This is a genomic window from Streptomyces angustmyceticus, from assembly GCF_019933235.1.
Classification (GTDB): domain Bacteria; phylum Actinomycetota; class Actinomycetes; order Streptomycetales; family Streptomycetaceae; genus Streptomyces; species Streptomyces angustmyceticus.
In genome coordinates, this window is the sequence record NZ_CP082945.1 from 4,055,712 (window position 1) to 4,071,156 (window position 15,445).

A 15,445-nucleotide genomic window follows, 5' to 3' on the forward strand; every position below is an offset into this window, starting at 1 on the left:
CGCCGTCCGCCCACCACCCACATGAGGCGCATCGCGCCACCCCTTCCCTCCGAGGAGGTGCTCGACATGACGGTCCTTGAGCAGCCGGGCAGCAGCAGGCACAAGAGCAGCCTGGCCGGCCCGCCGCCTTCCTGGCGGCCGCGCGTCGATCCCGCGCCCCTCCTGCCCGACGAGGAGCCGTACCGCCTCCTGGGCACGGACGCCGCGGCCCGGCTCGACTCCGGACTGCTGACCCGGCTCTACACCCAGCTGGTGCGCGGCCGCCGGTACAACGCGCAGGCCACGGCCCTGACCCGGCAGGGACGCCTGGCGGTCTACCCGTCCTCCACCGGCCAGGAGGCCTGCGAGGTCGCCGCGGCGCTGGCCCTGGAGGAGCGGGACTGGCTCTTTCCCAGCTATCGCGACACCCTCGCCGCCGTGGCCCGCGGCCTGGACCCGGTGGAGGCGCTGACCCTGCTGCGCGGCGACTGGCACAACGGCTACGACCCGCGCGAACACCGCATCGCCCCCCTGTGCACCCCGCTCGCCACCCAGCTCCCGCACGCGGTGGGCCTGGCGCACGCCGCCCGCCTCAAGGGCGACGAGGTGGTGGCGCTGGCCATGGTGGGCGACGGCGGCACCAGCGAAGGTGACTTCCACGAGGCGCTGAACTTCGCGGCGGTCTGGCAGGCCCCGGTGGTCTTCCTCGTCCAGAACAACGGCTTCGCGATCTCCGTGCCGCTGGCCAAGCAGACCGCCGCGCCCTCCCTCGCCCACAAGGCGGTCGGATACGGCATGCCGGGCCGCCTGGTCGACGGCAACGACGCGCCCGCCATGCACGAGGTGCTGACCGAGGCCGTGCAGCGGGCCCGCAGGGGCGGCGGCCCCACCCTCGTCGAGGCGGTCACCTATCGCATCGAGGCGCACACCAACGCCGACGACGCGACCCGCTACCGCAGCGATGCCGAGGTCGAGACCTGGCGGGCCCACGACCCGATAGCCCTTCTGGAGCATGAGCTGGCCGGCCGCGACCTGCTCACCGACGCATTCGTCTCCGCCACCCGTGACGGCGCCGAGCAGATGGCGGCCGACCTCCGGGAGCGGATGAACGCCGACCCGGAGCTGGACCCGATGGACCTGTTCACCCATGTCTTCGCCGAGCAGACCAGCCAACTGCGCGCCCAGGCGGCGCAGTTGCGTGCCGAGCTGGACGCCGAGGCCGATGGACACACCGACGACGCAGCGGGCGCCGAGGGCTCCGCCGAGGAGGCCAGGCCATGACCACCACCGCTGCTCCGGCGACCGCGCGCAAGCCCGCGACCATGGCGCAGGCACTGACCCGCGCGCTGCGCGACGCCATGGCCGACGACCCGTCCGTCCACGTCATGGGCGAGGACGTCGGCACCCTCGGCGGCGTCTTCCGGGTGACCGACGGGCTCGCCAAGGAGTTCGGTGAGGACCGCTGCACCGACACCGCGCTCGCCGAGGCCGGCATCCTGGGCACGGCCGTCGGCATGGCGATGTACGGGCTGCGGCCGGTCGTCGAGATGCAGTTCGACGCCTTCGCCTATCCCGCGTTCGAGCAGCTGATCAGCCATGTCGCCCGGATGCGCAACCGCACCCGCGGCGCGCTGACGATGCCGTTGACCATCCGCATCCCCTACGGCGGTGGCATCGGCGGCGTGGAGCACCACAGCGACTCCTCCGAGGCGTACTACCTCGCCACCCCCGGGCTCCAGGTCGTCACTCCGGCGACCGTCGAGGACGCCTACGGGCTGCTGCGCGCGGCCATCGCCTCCGACGACCCGGTCGTCTTCCTGGAGCCCAAGCGCCTGTACTGGTCCAAGGCCGACTGGTCGCCCGACGCGCCGACCGAGGTGGCGCCTCTGGGCCGGGCCGCGGTCCGGCGCCGCGGCAGCAGCGCCACGCTGATCACGTACGGGCCGTCGCTGCCGGTCTGCATGGAGGCTGCGGAGGCCGCCGCCGCCGAGGGCTGGGACCTGGAAGTGGTCGATCTGCGCTCGCTGATGCCGTTCGACGAGGACACGGTCTGCGCGTCGGTGCGGCGCACCGGACGGGCCGTGGTCGTCCACGAGTCCAACGGGTTCGGCGGTCCCGGAGGGGAGATCGCCGCACGGATCACTGAGCGCTGCTTCCACCACCTGGAGGCGCCGGTCCTGCGCGTCGCCGGGTTCGACATCCCGTATCCGCCACCCATGCTGGAGCGGCACCATCTGCCGGGCGTGGACCGGATCCTGGACACCGTGGCCCGCCTCCAGTGGGAGTCGGACTGGACCGAGGGACGTGGTGCGTGATGGCCGTGGTCCGCGAATTCACCTTGCCCGACCTGGGCGAGGGCCTCACCGAGGCGACGATCGTGCACTGGATGGTCGAGGTCGGCGAGGTGGTGGCCGTCGACCAGCCGGTGGTGGAGGTCGAGACCGCCAAGGCGATGGTGGAGGTGCCGTGCCCTTACGGGGGCGTGGTGACCGCCCGCTTCGGCGGGGAGGGGGAAGAGGTCCCCGTGGGGGCGCCGCTGGTGACGGTCGCGGTGGGGGCCGTGCCCGATGACCTGGCGGGAGAGGGGCCCGGCTCCGGGGCAGGAACGGCAGAGGGGGCGCCCGGCGGCGGAGCGTCGGCGCCGGCCTCCGCCGGTGCCTCCGGGCCGGCGGCGAACGGCTCGGCGGATGCCGGGTCCGGGAACGTCCTCGTCGGGTACGGCACAAGCGCGGCGGCGGCACGGCGGCGCCGGATCCGTCCGGGGAGCGGTACGGCCCCCGGGGCGGCGGCGCGGACGCCCGGAGGAGCGGCGGAAGGCCCGGCCGGAGCCGGGACGGCAGAGGGCGCGCCTGGTGGGACGGCGGCGGTGGGGGCGGTCGGTGCCACCGGGGCCGCTGGGACCGCTGCGGCCGCCGGGGCCATGAGGGCGGGCGGTCCGGCCGGAGCGCCTGCGGCGAACGGGTCGGCCGAGGTCGGCGCGGCGGACGCCGGCGGTCGTACGGTGGCCGTCATCTCCCCGCTGGTGCGCCGGATGGCCCGGGAAAACGGACTGGATCTGCGGGAGTTGACGGGGTCGGGACGGGACGGGCTGATCCTCCGTACGGACGTCGAGAGTGCGATCCGGGCGCGGCAGGAGCGGGAGTCGGCGGGCGGCGCCGCGGCGGTGACCCCGGAGGGTGCCCGCGGGATGAGCGGTGCCACCGGAATCGTCGGCGCCGGGACGACGGACGCGGTGGGCGCCGCGCCCGCTCCCGGAGGCGTGCGGCCCCTCGGAGCGACCGGAGCCGGTGCCGCGGCGGCCGAGGAGCGGATCCCGCTGCGGGGGATGCTCGGAGCGGCCGCCGAGAAGTTCAGCCGCAGCCGCCGGGAGATCCCGGAGGCGACCTGCTGGGTGGACGCCGACGCCACCGAACTCCTCGCCGCCCGGAGGGCGATGAACGTCCCGGGCGCCCCCAAGGTGTCACTGCTCGCCCTGCTGGCGCGGATCACCACGGCGGCGCTGGCACGGTTCCCCCAGCTCAACGCCACGGTCGACACCAGGACCCAGGAGATCGTCCGGCTGCCCGCCGTCCATCTGGGCTTCGCGGCGCAGACCGACCGCGGGCTGGTCGTGCCGGTCGTACGCGACGCCCAGGCCCGTACGGTCGAGGGGCTGTCCGCCGAGATCACCCGGCTCACCGAGACCGCCAGGGCCGGTGGGCTCTCCCTGGCCGAGCTGACCCACGGCACCTTCACCCTCAACAACTACGGAGTCTTCGGCGTCGACGGCTCCACGCCGATCATCAACCACCCCGAGGCGGCGATGCTCGGCGTCGGCCGGATAGCCGCCAAACCCTGGGTGCACAAAGGGGAGTTGGCCGTCCGGCAGGTCGTCCAGCTCTCGCTCACCTTCGACCACCGGGTGTGCGACGGCGGCACCGCCGGAGGCTTCCTGCGCCATGTCGCCGACTGTGTGGAACAGCCCGCGCTGTTGCTGCGGACGATGTGAGGGCGGTGCGGCGGGCCGGGGCGAGGAGGTGAGGGCGCGCCGGCCGCCGGGAGGCGGGGGCAGCCGTAGCGGGTGTGGCGAGTGTGCCGAACCACCCGTGGCTGCCCCACTCCGTGGTCGTCGCGTTCGCCGTGGTCGCGTCCGTGGCCCCGCCCGTTGCCCGTCCCCACCGTTGCTGTCGCGTCCGCCGTTGTCGCGTCCGCCGTTGTCGCGTCCGCTGTGGCAGAGCCGACAGCGGAAGCGGCTCCGGACCGGTGTGACGCGTCCGCACCCGGCGATACTCAAGGGGTGAACGCCCTCACCGACTACGACACCATCGTGCTGGCCGGAGGCGCGGCCCGGCGGCTCGGCGGGGCGGACAAACCCGCGCTGTCCGTCGGAGGCCGCCCTCTGCTGGACCGGGTGCTCGCGGCCTGCCCCGATGCGGCGATCACCGTCGTCGTCGGCCCGCACCGCCCGACCACCCGCACCGTCGTCCGCGCACTGGAGGACCCGCCCGGCGGCGGTCCGCTCGCCGCACTGGACGCGGGCCTGCGGCACACCACCGCCCCGACGGTGCTCGTTCTCTCCGCCGATCTCCCGTTCCTGACCGCCGCGACCGTGCACACCCTGTTGGCGGCGGCGACGGGAATGTCCGGGGGCGCGGCGCCGGACGGCGGTGCCCGTGCGCAAGACGGTGCCGCGCCGCGTGAGGATGCCGTACTCCCCGGTGCCGACGCGGCCCGCGACGGGGCGATGCTGCGGGACGCCTCGGGGCGGGACCAGCCGCTGGTGGCCGCCTACCGGGCCGAGCCCCTGCGCCGTGAGCTGGCGCGCGTACGGGACGGACACGGCACCCTGGCCGGGCTGCCGCTGCGTGCCCTGGTGAACGGGCTGCGGCTCGAACGGGTCCCGGACACCACGACCACGGCCTCCTTCGACTGCGACACCTGGGAGGACATCAGCGCGGCACGCGCCCGCATCAGGGAGCATGGAAACGTGTTGGACGAATGGATCACCGCAGTCAAGGCCGAACTGGGCATCGAGCTCGATGTCGACACGGCGGCGCTTCTCGATCTCGCGCGGGACGCGGCGCACGGCGTGGCCCGGCCGGCCGCGCCGCTGACGACCTTCCTGATCGGCTACGCGGCGGGCCAACAGGGCCGGGACGTGCAGGAGCTGACCGAACGCGCTACCGCGCTGGCCAACCGCTGGGCGGCGGAGGCCGAGCAGTCCGCCGGACCGGCCGGGGCCGACGGCGGCACGGGTGCCGAAACGAAGCCCGCAGAATGACGGTCGGAGAGTTCGACGGCGACTTCGACTTCGTCGGCGATTTCGGCGGGGAGCCCGGCGGCCCGGCGGGCCGGGCCAGGCGCGGGGCAGCCGCGGACGAGAGGCCCGACGACCCGTTCGAGGAGGCGCTCGCGCTGGCCAACGCCTCGACGCGGGCGCGCGTACGGCCCGAAGCCGGGACCGGAGCGGGGGCAGGGACCAGGGCCGGGACCGGAGCCGGGACCTGGACCGGGACCGGGCACACGACCGCGAGGGGGCCGTCCGCCGGCCGTGAGGCCACGGCAGCCCACTCGTCCGCAGACGGGGGCGGCCGCGACGTCCCCTACACGCCGGACGATCCCTTCTCCCTCGACGACCCCCTCGCCCTCGGGAACAGGCGCTCCGGTGCCTCCGACTCCCCCGACTCCTCCAGCACCCCCAAGTCCCCCAGTTCCCCCGGTTCCCCCGGTTCCTCCGGTTCCCCCGTTTCGCCCCGCTCCCTCGGCTCCTCCCGCTTTTCCGAGCCGTCCGGCTCACCCGAGCCCTCCGGCCCCCACGACCCCTCGGCACCCACCGGCCCCGGCCCCGGCCCTGACCCGGGCTCCGGCCCGGCCCCCGGCCACCGCCCCAAGGCCACCCCGGGCGCCCTCCCCTGGCACACCGCCCGGGAGATCGCCGAGCGCGCCGTATCCGGTCCGCCCGCGCCGGAGAACTCGGCGCTCGGCGAGGCGCTCGGCCGTACGCTCGCGGCGCCCCTCGTCGCGCTCACCGACCTGCCGTCGTTCGACACCTCCGCGATGGACGGCTGGGCGGTCTCCGGCCCCGGCCCCTGGCGCATCGACCACCCGGCCGGCACGGCCGCATCCGATGCCCCTCCCGGCATACTCGCCGGTCACCCCTCTGCCGAGGCGCTCCGCGACGGCCATGCGATCCCGATCGCCACGGGTGCGCGGGTGCCGTCCGGCGCCACCGCGGTGCTCCGCAGCGAGCACGGCGAGGTCCGTGAGCCGAGCGGCGGCGGACGGCGGCTGTACGCACCGCGGCCCGCGCCGCCCGGCCAGGACATCCGCCCGCGGGGCCAGGAGTGCCGGCGGGGCGACCAGCTGCTGCCCGCCGGTTCCCTGGTGACCCCCGCCGTCCTCGGCCTGGCCGCAGCGGCCGGTTACGACGAGCTGACCGCGTACCCCAGGCCGCGCGCCGAAGTCCTCGTACTGGGCGACGAGTTGCTCGACCAGGGCCCGCCCAGGGAAGGCCGGATCCGGGACGCGCTCGGCCCGATGCTCGCCCCGTGGCTGCATGCGCTGGGCATCGAGGCGGTCGCGCCGCGCCATCTTGCCGACGACGCCGACACCCTGTACGCCGCCGTCGACCGGTCCACCGCCGACGTGGTGATCACCACCGGTGGCACCGCGTCGGGCCCCGTCGACCATGTGCACCCCACCCTGCGCAGGCTGGGGGCAGAGGCGCTGGTCGACGGCGTGGCGGTACGCCCGGGGCACCCCATGCTGCTCGCCCGCCTGGCCCCGCACCGGCACCTCGTCGGCCTGCCCGGCAACCCGCTCGCCGCCGTCTCCGGCCTGGTCACGCTCGCCGAACCGCTGCTCCGCGCGCTCGCCGCCCGACCGCCCGCCGCGCCGTTCTTCATGCCGCTGGCCGCCCCCGTCCACGGGCATCCCCAGGACACCCGGCTCGTCCCGGTGGCCTACCGCGAGGACGAACGGCACGGCCTGATGGCGATGCCGCTGCACTTCCACGGCCCCGCCATGCTGCGCGGCATCGCGTCCGCCGATGCGCTGGCCGTCGTCCCGCCCGGTGGCGCGGAGCGCGGCACCGAGATCGAACTCCTGGAACTCCCCTGGGCGGCCGGGCTGTCGGCAGGCTGGTCCCCGGGGTCCTCGACGGGCTGGACCGCACCCGGAGGCGCGTAAGGACGGGGTCCAGGGCAAGGACCGGGGTCCAGCCGCCGCATGGCCTGCCGCGGGCCGTCCGTCGTCGCCCCGCCCGCCGGCCCGGTGTCCCCGTCGCGGCCTCGGCCGGGACGGCGTCAGCTGCTCGGCACCGCCTGGCTGATGGTGATGACGCGGTCGGTGAGTTCGAGCGTCGCGGCCTGCGGGTCGCCGAAGTTCAGCACCCGGTGTCCCCGTACGACGGCCACCACCAGGTCGTCGAGCTCACGGGGAGAGCGGCCCGCCTCGCTCCTCGTCACCGGCCGTTCGTCCAGATCCAGGCCGCTGCCGTAGGTCAGCAGATCCTCCAGGACCGTGCCGACGTACGGGCTGGCCATGGACATACCGAGCAGCCGGCCCGCGGCGCTGGAACTCGTGATGACCAGGTCGGCGCCGCTCTGCTTCAGCAGCGGCACGTTCTCGTCCTCCCGGACGGCCACCACGAGGGATGCGTGCTTGTTGAGCTGCCGCGCCGTCAGCGTGACCAGGGCCGCGGTGTCGTCGCGCTGGGTGGCCACGACGATGCGCGCGGCACGCTGCAGTTCGGCCCTGGTCAGGGTGTCGGAGCGGGTGGCGTCGCCGTGCACGCCCACGAAGCCGTCGCTGCTCGCGGCGTCCACGGCGGCCTTCTGCGGGTCGACGACGACGATCTTCTCCTGCGGGACGCCCTGACCGATCAGGGTCTCGATGGTGTGCCGGCCCTTCGTCCCGTACCCGATGACGACGGTGTGATCTCGCATGCGGGACCTCCAACGGTGGATGCGCACCTGGTGCCGGGTGCGCGCGGTGAGCACTTCGAGCGTGGTGCCGACCAGGATGATCAGGAACAGCACGCGCAGCGGCGTGATGACCAGGATGTTGGTCAGCCGCGCGCTGTCGCTGACCGGAGTGATGTCGCCGTAGCCGGTGGTCGAGAGGGTGACCGTCGCGTAGTAGGCCGCGCTGAGGAAGTCGACGGTCTGGTGGGCGTTGTCGCGGTAGCCGCCGCGGTCCACCCAGACGATCAACGTCGTGAGGGCCAGGACGCCGAGCGCCATCATCAGCCGCCGCAGGACCTGTTGGAGGGGCGGCGCCATGTCCTGGGCGGGCATCACGATGGAGCGGCCGGCCTCGCTGTCGTCCCTGGCCTCGGTCCGGGTGCGCGACCAGAGGGAGCGGAGGACGGCGAATCTGCCGGTCCTGCGGCGTGGTTGCTGCTCGTCGCTCATCCGGTCGGCGCTTCCGGAACGGCCGGAGCGGCGGCGGTCGGTGAAGGTGTCATGCCTCCCATGCTCCGGGATCGCGGTACCCGTGCGGGCGTGGCCGGGGCGGGAGTCGGCGGGCGGCGGCAGGACGCCGCCGTACCGGGGAAGGGGCGGGCCGTCTTCTTGATCATGGAGCGTTGATATCGGCGCCGGCGGGGCGGCCGTGGGCCGATGCCCGGGTGCTCACCCGGTGGAGTGGCAAGTCGTACCGGGAGGCGGGCACCGGTCCCGTCCGAGCGCCGGTGCCCGGCCGCCCCTACGCCGCCCCGTGGACGCCCGAGGGGTGCCCCGCCGAGGCGCCGCCGGCCGCCCGCACCGGGGCCGCCCCGGCACCGGTCCCGCGGCATCGCCGCACTTCATCCGGGGGCCGGCGGCCGACCCGGCGGTGGCCCCGGGACCCCGCACCGTCGCTCCGGACGCGGACGACGAGTAGCCTCGCGCCCATGCGAGCGATCACTATCCCGGAGCCCGGTGGACCCGAAGCACTTGTCTGGGCGGATGTGCCCGATCCGCAGCCCGCCGAGGGCGAGGTCCTGATCGAGGTCGTGGCCAGCGCCGTGAACCGCGCCGACCTGCTCCAGCGCCAGGGCTTCTACGACCCGCCGCCCGGGTCCTCTCTGTACCCGGGGCTGGAGTGCGCGGGGCGGATCGTCGAGGTCGGTCCCGGCGTGCACGGCTGGGCCGTCGGCGACGAGGTGTGCGCGCTGCTGGCGGGCGGCGGCTATGCGGAGAAGGTCGCCGTCCCGGCCGGTCAGGTCCTGCCGGTGCCGAGCGGCCTGGATCTGGTCTCGGCCGCCGCGCTGCCCGAGGTGACCTGCACGGTCTGGTCGAACGTCTTCATGATCGCGCACCTGCGGCCCGGCGAGACGGTGCTGGTCCACGGCGGTGCCAGCGGCATCGGGACCATGGCCATCCAGCTCGCCAAGGCGGTCGGTGCGCGGGTCGCGGTCACCGCGGGCGGTCCCGACAAGCTGGCCCGCTGTGCCGAGCTGGGCGCGGACATTCTCATCGACTACCGCGAGCAGGACTTCGTCCAGGAGATCCGCAAGGCCACCGACGGCAAGGGCGCGGACGTCATCCTCGACATCATCGGCGCGAAGTACCTGCAGCGGAACATCAAGGCGCTGGCGGTCAGCGGGCGGCTGGCCATCATCGGTCTGCAGGGCGGGGTGAAGGCGGAGGTGAACCTCGCCGCGCTGATGGCGAAGCGCGCCGCGATCACCGGCGCCGGGCTGCGCGCCCGCCCGCTGAACGAGAAGGCGGCCATCGTCGCCGCCGTTCGCGAGCACGTCTGGCCGCTGATCGGCAACGGACAGGTGCGGCCGATCGTGGACCGTACGCTCCCGATGTCCGAGGCCGCCGAGGCGCACCGCGTCGTGGACGACAGCGCGCACGTCGGCAAGGTCGTGCTGACGGTCTGAGAAGGTCGTGCTGACGGTCTGAGCAGGCCCGTCATGCCGCTTCCGTAGCCGGTGCCGTCCGGGTCCGCCCTCCCGTGTTGCGTCAGGTAACCCGCCTGATATGTCCGAGATGCCGTGAATCTCATCACATGTGACGCTGGGGTGGTCACTCGACGGCTCGGCACGGGAGGGGCACTGTGGTCGCTCCAGGTTTCCGTTCGCGCATTGCCACCGGTCTGTTGGTGGCCGCCGTCGTCCTGCCCGTGCCGATAGGGGCGACCTCAGCGGCGGCGGCGGACCGGCGGGCACCTTCCGACCGTCCCCCGCATTTCGTCCGCCCGGGCGATCAGCCCGAGGACGACTTCGCGCAGGAGGAAGCCGGGGCCGAGGAGTACGCCTTCGACGGTGACGGGGCCGACGACTTCGCGGGCGACCGTCGTCCGGTCGACGGCCGGGGCGGCGAAGGGCGCCGGAGGTACCACGGGCGCCACGGTCACCCGGGCGCCCCGGCACGCTTCCCCGAGCTGCCGCCTCGCTTCTCCGGCATGCCGGAGTCCTTCCCGGACTTCCCGCACCGGCCCTCGCGCCACTTCGGCGGCCCCCGTATGCACGGACGGTGGCACCATCGCCCGCATCACCCGTTCGGCCCTGCCTTCATCGGGCCGGCCGGCCCGCCCTACCCCCTCCCGGGGTCCGACTACGGCAGCGTGGACTACCCGCGGCGCGGTCATCACGGGCCGTCCGCCGGTGCGGACTCTCCCGACGCCGACCGTGCGTACCAGCGGCCCGGTCGCCGCGCCCCGGCGCCGAAGCACCACAGGCCCTCGGCGTCCGCGGCTCCCGCCACGGGCGAGAGCCCGGCTCGCTCGTCCTCCTCGCGCCGCTTCGACGTCGCGGACCGGCTCACCCAGCACCCCTACGAGGCGCTGCCGCCGCTCCCGACCCCGGCCCCCCCGGACAAGGGCGTGCGCTCCGGGCCGGACAGTGCGGATGGTGACGTGGTCGCCACGGCCGGTCCCTATGCCCTGGAATCCCCGGGCGCGCCGGTCGAGCGGGTCCTTCCGCTGGGCGCCGGTCTCGCGCTCACCGGCCTGGGGCTCGCCTTCTTCGCCCTGCGGCTGCGCCGGAGCTGAGGTCGCTGGTTTCACGTGAAACGGTGGGAATCCGTCGTTTCACGTGAAACGACGGCAGCCGGGTCCGCCCAGAAGGGTGGATCACCTTCTCTCAGGGGCACCACCTTTCATAACCCCTCGTACGAGAGAATGGCGGCATGGATATGCCGATGAATGAACGGTCGCAGGAGAATCCGCACGTCCTGGTCGTCGGCCCGGACGGCATGGCACTCGGCAGCACCGGCTCCGGTGGCGGGGACGACGGCGACGAGCCTCGTGAGACCCCTGTGACGGACATGGTCGAACAGCCTGCGAAGGTCATGCGCATCGGCAGCATGATCAAGCAGTTGCTGGAAGAGGTGAAGTCCGCTCCCCTGGACGAGGCGAGCCGGGTCCGGCTGAAGGAGATCCACTCCAGCTCGGTCAAGGAGCTGGAGGACGGGCTGGCGCCCGAGCTGGTCGAGGAGCTGGAGCGGCTGTCGCTGCCGTTCACCGATGAGTCGGTGCCGACGGATGCGGAGCTGCGGATCGCCCAGGCGCAGTTGGTGGGCTGGTTGGAGGGCCTCTTCCACGGCATCCAGACCGCGCTCTTCGCGCAGCAGATGGCCGCCCGCGCACAGCTGGAGTCGATGCGGCGCGCGCTGCCGCCCGGCGCCATGCCGATGGACGGCGAGGAGGGCAAGCCCGGCCAGGGCGGCGCCCGTTCGGGGCCGTACCTCTGACCCGTATCTCCCGCCCGGGCTTTTGCTTCTCCCCGCTGCCCCAGGACCGTCACGGTCGAGCCGCCGCACCACCTACGGAACAGACAGACGCAGAAAGAAGGGGCCGGCACGCATTCCGCGTGCCGGCCCCTCCGCTGTTCACGGTGGCCCGGGTGGGCCCGCTGCCGTCAGCCGCTACGACCGGTCGAGATCGTCAGCTCGATGGTGGTGTCCTTGCTCGGGTACCACCAGCTGACGGCGGCCGGGGTCTGATTGGTGACGGTGTTCTTGCCCCAGATCGCGCTGTCCTCCTGGCCCACGATCTTGTACTTCCAGCCGGCGGCCGCGATGCACTTCTTCACCGACTCCAGGTTCTTGAAGCGGAAGGACGGCATGAGGACCTTGCCCTTTTCGCTGAAGCTCTTGGTCGGGTTGGTGCACTCGGACGCCAGGATCGTCGCGGTCTTGTCCTCGGGCCGGACGCTCTCGGTGGGCGACGCCGACGTGGAGTCGGAGTACGCCGACGTCGGGGAGAGGTCACCGCCCTCGTCGTCGCTGGAGCCGGCGCTCAGACCGATGCCGATCGCGATCGCGGTCACCACGATCACGCCGACTATCGCCGAGACGACGATCACGGCGGTGTTGCTCTTCCGCCGGCCGGGACCGCCGGTCGACTGCATCGAGGCCGTCACGGGCGGCGGGGTGTACGCCGGCGGCTGGAAGCCACCCGAGTTGAAGGGCGCCGGACCCGGAACGGGCCCCGGAACAGGACCGGGCACGGGCCCCGGCGCGGGCGTCGGGTAGGCGTTGTTCGGCGGCGGGGGCGTCGACGGGCCGAACCCGGCCGCCTGCGTCGGCTGGTACGGCTGCTGCACGCTCGGCGGCGCCGGGGTCTGCAGGTTGCCGGAGGCGGTGGGGAACACCGCGGAGGAGACCGACGAGCCGCTGGTGCGCGCCCGCGGGCCCTCACCGATGATCAGCGGCGTCGCGCCGGACTGCCCGGACCCGACGATCCGCAGGCACTCGTCCCGCATCGCCTCGGAGGTGGGGAAGCGCTCGTTGGGGTTCTTCTTCAGCGCACGGGCCACCAGCGCGTCCACGGCCGGCGGCAGCGAGCTGTTGATGCTCGACGGGACCGGGGGTTCTTCCTGGACGTGGGCGTAGGCGATGGCGAGCGGGGAGTCCGCGTCGAACGGCAGCTGGCCGGTCAGCAGCTCGAAGAGCATGATGCCGACGGAGTAGAGGTCGGAGCGGGCGTCCACCCCGCGGCCGAGGGCCTGCTCGGGCGAGAGGTACTGCGGCGTGCCGACGACCATGCCGGTCTGGGTCATGGACGTCACGCCGGACTGCATGGCGCGGGCGATACCGAAGTCCATGACCTTGACGACGCCCCGCTTGTTCAGCATGACGTTTCCGGGCTTGATGTCCCGGTGGACCAGGCCCATCTCATGGCTGACCTCGAGCGCGGCCAGCACATCGGCCGTGATCTTCAAGGCTTTTTCCGTCGGCATCGCGCCATGCCGGGCGATGTCGTTGTCCAGGTCCGAGCGCAGCGGCTGGCCCGCGACGTACTCCATGACGATGTACGGCACCATGCCGCCGTCGAGCTCGTCCTCGCCGGTGTCGTAGACCGAGACGATGTTGGTGTGCGTGAGTTTCGCCACGGACTGGGCCTCGCGCCGGAAGCGCTCACGGAACGCCTGCTCGCGGCCGAGCTCGGTGTGCAGGGTCTTGATCGCGACCTCGCGATCCAGCACGCTGTCGTAGGCGAGGTGCACGGAGGCCATGCCGCCGGCGCCCAGAAGATCACGAAGCTGGTAACGTCCACCGCCGACCGAACGGCCCTCGATTTGGCCCTGAGCGCCGTCCTGGCTCATCGTTCCGCTTCCCCCTAGGCGCCATACTCGTATGTATAGCGATCAAAATCTGGAATTCCGCAGCCAAGTCTGCCCCAGGCCCCGGACACGTCAAGCCGTGTGCCCGTTCCGTGACCAGATGTGCAAGATCCCGTCACGGCCAGGGGACTTTTGTGCGTCCCATTACCCCAGGTGAGCTTGCGGCATTTCGCTTCCGCCGGGTTTGATGGCCGGTCCACGACGGACCGGCGAGTGCCGCGGAGCCTGTAGCGTGCTCTAGCGAAGACCGATGACCTTACCGCTCTCATGCGGATCGATTCGACGGCGAGGACCGATGGCACCGACGCAGAGCCCCCAGGGCCCGTCCGATCCTGAGGCCACCGGCTCCAATATCCCCGACGCACCGGAGATGTGGGGCAACGGCGGGCTGGTCGGCGATGGCCGCTACCGGCTCACGCGACGGCTCGGCCGCGGTGGCATGGCGGAGGTGTTCGCCGCCGAGGACGTCCGTCTCGGCCGTACCGTCGCCGTGAAGCTGCTGCGTGCCGACCTCGCCGAGGACCCGGTCTCCAAGGCCCGGTTCACGCGGGAGGCACAGTCCGTGGCCGGGCTGAACCACCACGCGGTGGTGGCGGTGTACGACTCCGGCGAGGACCTGGTCGGCGGCAACACCGTGCCGTACATCGTGATGGAGCTGGTCGAGGGCCACACCATCCGTGATCTGCTGCTCAACGCCGACGCCCCGCCGCCGGACCAGGCGCTGATCATCGTCTCCGGTGTGCTGGAGGCCCTGGCCTACAGCCACCAGCACGGCATCGTGCACCGTGACATCAAGCCCGCGAACGTGATCATCACGAACAGCGGCGCCGTGAAGGTCATGGACTTCGGCATCGCCCGTGCGCTGCACGGCGCCCAGTCCACCATGACCCAGACCGGCATGGTCATGGGCACCCCCCAGTACCTCTCCCCGGAGCAGGCGCTCGGCAAGACCGTCGACACCCGCTCCGACCTCTACGCCACCGGCTGCCTGCTCTACGAACTCCTCACGCTGCGGCCGCCGTTCACCGGCGAGACCCCGCTCTCGGTGGTCTACCAGCACGTGCAGGACATGCCGGTGGCGCCGTCCGGCGTCGCCGACACGGTGCCGCCGGAGCTGGACGGCCTGGTCATGCGGTCGCTGGCGAAGGACCCCGACGACCGGTTCCAGTCCGCCGAGGAGATGCGCGGCCTGGTCCAGTACTCGCTGCAGATGCTGCACGAGCAGGGCGGTCACACCGGCACCTGGAGCACCGGACCGGTCGCGATGCACGAGGGCGGTCACCACACCTCCTCGCTCGGTGCCGCGGCCACCACCGCGCTGCCGCACCCCGACGCCGGACGCACCACGGCGCAGCCGATCCTGACCCCCGGCATGCGGGACGACGACGGCGGCTTCGAGGGCGGCCCCCGGCCGGCCAGGGGCGGCCGGGGCAAGGTCTGGCTGATCGCGGCGCTCGCGGTGATCGCCATCGCCGTGGGTGTGGCCTTCGCGCTGCAGAACACCGGTGGCCAGGACAAGAAGCAGCACACCCCCACCACGCAGTCGCCGAAGCCGACCAAGGACGACAAGGCGAGCGAGGAGCCGAGCCAGGAGCCGAGCACGCCGGAGACCGACCCCGGCGGCACCGGCGGTGACGGCAGCACGTACAGCCAGCCGCCCAGCGAGCAGCCCAGCACGCCGGAGACCTCGCAGCCGCCGTCGTCCCAGCCGCCGACGTCGGAGCCGCCGACGTCCGAGCCGCCCACCGACACCGGCGGGACGTCCGACGGCGGCCCCACGGACGGGGGCACCGCCGACGGTGGCACCGACAACGGCGGCACCGACAACGGCGGGGCGAGCGCCGGTACGGACGGCGGGCCCGCCGCGGGCGGCACGGACGCCGGCACCACCACGCTCGGGGCGAACGGCTGACCTGCGCGCCGCCCGCG

Annotated in this window: 11 protein-coding genes; 9 read left to right on the forward strand and 2 right to left on the reverse strand. The window is 73.3% G+C overall.

Annotated elements, in window-relative coordinates; translation table 11 throughout:
• The first annotated feature begins 66 nt into the window (after positions 1 to 66).
• The 5 genes from pdhA (at position 67) to K7396_RS18235 (ending at position 7,146) form a co-directional block, all read left to right on the forward strand.
• The gene (gene pdhA / locus K7396_RS18215; RefSeq protein WP_086719478.1) at positions 67 to 1,260 is read left to right on the forward strand and encodes a pyruvate dehydrogenase (acetyl-transferring) E1 component subunit alpha; all 1,194 of its coding nucleotides are present in this window, start codon (positions 67 to 69) and stop codon (positions 1,258 to 1,260) included.
• On the forward strand, positions 1,257 to 2,294 hold the full coding sequence (locus K7396_RS18220) for an alpha-ketoacid dehydrogenase subunit beta (RefSeq protein ID WP_086719479.1): 1,038 nt from the start codon (positions 1,257 to 1,259) through the stop codon (positions 2,292 to 2,294). The genes pdhA and K7396_RS18220 overlap by 4 nt, the downstream gene beginning before the upstream one ends.
• A complete protein-coding gene (locus K7396_RS18225; RefSeq protein ID WP_086719480.1) occupies positions 2,294 to 3,967 on the forward strand; it encodes a dihydrolipoamide acetyltransferase family protein in 1,674 nt (557 codons plus the stop codon). Before K7396_RS18220 ends, K7396_RS18225 begins: the two co-directional genes overlap by 1 nt.
• A 288-nt stretch (positions 3,968 to 4,255) precedes the next feature.
• On the forward strand, positions 4,256 to 5,239 hold the full coding sequence (locus K7396_RS18230; protein ID WP_086719481.1) for a DUF6457 domain-containing protein: 984 nt from the start codon (positions 4,256 to 4,258) through the stop codon (positions 5,237 to 5,239).
• Positions 5,236 to 7,146 carry a molybdopterin molybdotransferase MoeA gene (locus tag K7396_RS18235; RefSeq protein ID WP_152104771.1) on the forward strand — a complete coding sequence of 637 codons (1,911 nt, stop codon included), beginning with the start codon at positions 5,236 to 5,238 and terminating at the stop codon, positions 7,144 to 7,146. The genes K7396_RS18230 and K7396_RS18235 overlap by 4 nt, the downstream gene beginning before the upstream one ends.
• Before the next feature lie 116 nt (positions 7,147 to 7,262).
• Here K7396_RS18235 and K7396_RS18240 read toward each other — a convergent pair whose 3' ends face one another.
• Positions 7,263 to 8,372 carry a potassium channel family protein gene (locus tag K7396_RS18240; RefSeq protein WP_086719012.1) on the reverse strand — a complete coding sequence of 370 codons (1,110 nt, stop codon included), beginning with the start codon at positions 8,370 to 8,372 and terminating at the stop codon, positions 7,263 to 7,265.
• A gap of 479 nt (positions 8,373 to 8,851) precedes the next feature.
• Between K7396_RS18240 and K7396_RS18245 the strand changes: the two genes are divergently transcribed.
• The 3 genes from K7396_RS18245 to K7396_RS18255 all read left to right on the forward strand — a co-directional run bounded on the left by K7396_RS18245 (position 8,852) and on the right by K7396_RS18255 (position 11,642).
• A complete protein-coding gene (locus K7396_RS18245) occupies positions 8,852 to 9,829 on the forward strand; it encodes an NAD(P)H-quinone oxidoreductase (RefSeq protein WP_086719013.1) in 978 nt (325 codons plus the stop codon).
• A 176-nt stretch (positions 9,830 to 10,005) separates the two neighbouring features.
• Positions 10,006 to 10,941, forward strand: coding sequence for a chromosomal replication initiator protein DnaA (locus K7396_RS18250; protein WP_143589135.1), 936 nt, complete (start codon positions 10,006 to 10,008; stop codon positions 10,939 to 10,941).
• Positions 10,942 to 11,078: 137 nt separating this feature from the next.
• A complete protein-coding gene (locus K7396_RS18255) occupies positions 11,079 to 11,642 on the forward strand; it encodes a bacterial proteasome activator family protein (protein WP_174886953.1) in 564 nt (187 codons plus the stop codon).
• A gap of 167 nt (positions 11,643 to 11,809) precedes the next feature.
• On the opposite strand, the gene K7396_RS18260 is transcribed toward K7396_RS18255, so the two are convergent.
• The gene (locus K7396_RS18260) at positions 11,810 to 13,498 is read right to left on the reverse strand and encodes a protein kinase domain-containing protein (RefSeq protein ID WP_086719016.1); all 1,689 of its coding nucleotides are present in this window, start codon (positions 13,496 to 13,498) and stop codon (positions 11,810 to 11,812) included.
• A gap of 313 nt (positions 13,499 to 13,811) precedes the next feature.
• On the opposite strand from K7396_RS18260, the gene K7396_RS18265 reads away from it, so the two are divergent.
• Positions 13,812 to 15,428 (forward strand): protein kinase domain-containing protein, encoded by a 1,617-nt coding sequence (locus K7396_RS18265; protein ID WP_086719017.1) that lies wholly within the window; start codon positions 13,812 to 13,814, stop codon positions 15,426 to 15,428.
• Positions 15,429 to 15,445 lie beyond the last annotated feature (17 nt).

Coding starts and splice junctions, on each gene's coding strand:
- pdhA (WP_086719478.1), top strand. CDS start 67: ATGACGGTCCTTGAGCAGCCGGGCAGCAGCAGGCACAAGAGCAGCCTG.
- K7396_RS18220 (WP_086719479.1), top strand. CDS start 1,257: ATGACCACCACCGCTGCTCCGGCGACCGCGCGCAAGCCCGCGACCATG.
- K7396_RS18225 (WP_086719480.1), top strand. CDS start 2,294: ATGGCCGTGGTCCGCGAATTCACCTTGCCCGACCTGGGCGAGGGCCTC.
- K7396_RS18235 (WP_152104771.1), top strand. CDS start 5,236: ATGACGGTCGGAGAGTTCGACGGCGACTTCGACTTCGTCGGCGATTTC.
- K7396_RS18240 (WP_086719012.1), bottom strand. CDS start 8,372: ATGAGCGACGAGCAGCAACCACGCCGCAGGACCGGCAGATTCGCCGTC.
- K7396_RS18245 (WP_086719013.1), top strand. CDS start 8,852: ATGCGAGCGATCACTATCCCGGAGCCCGGTGGACCCGAAGCACTTGTC.
- K7396_RS18255 (WP_174886953.1), top strand. CDS start 11,079: ATGGATATGCCGATGAATGAACGGTCGCAGGAGAATCCGCACGTCCTG.
- K7396_RS18260 (WP_086719016.1), bottom strand. CDS start 13,498: ATGAGCCAGGACGGCGCTCAGGGCCAAATCGAGGGCCGTTCGGTCGGC.
- K7396_RS18265 (WP_086719017.1), top strand. CDS start 13,812: ATGGCACCGACGCAGAGCCCCCAGGGCCCGTCCGATCCTGAGGCCACC.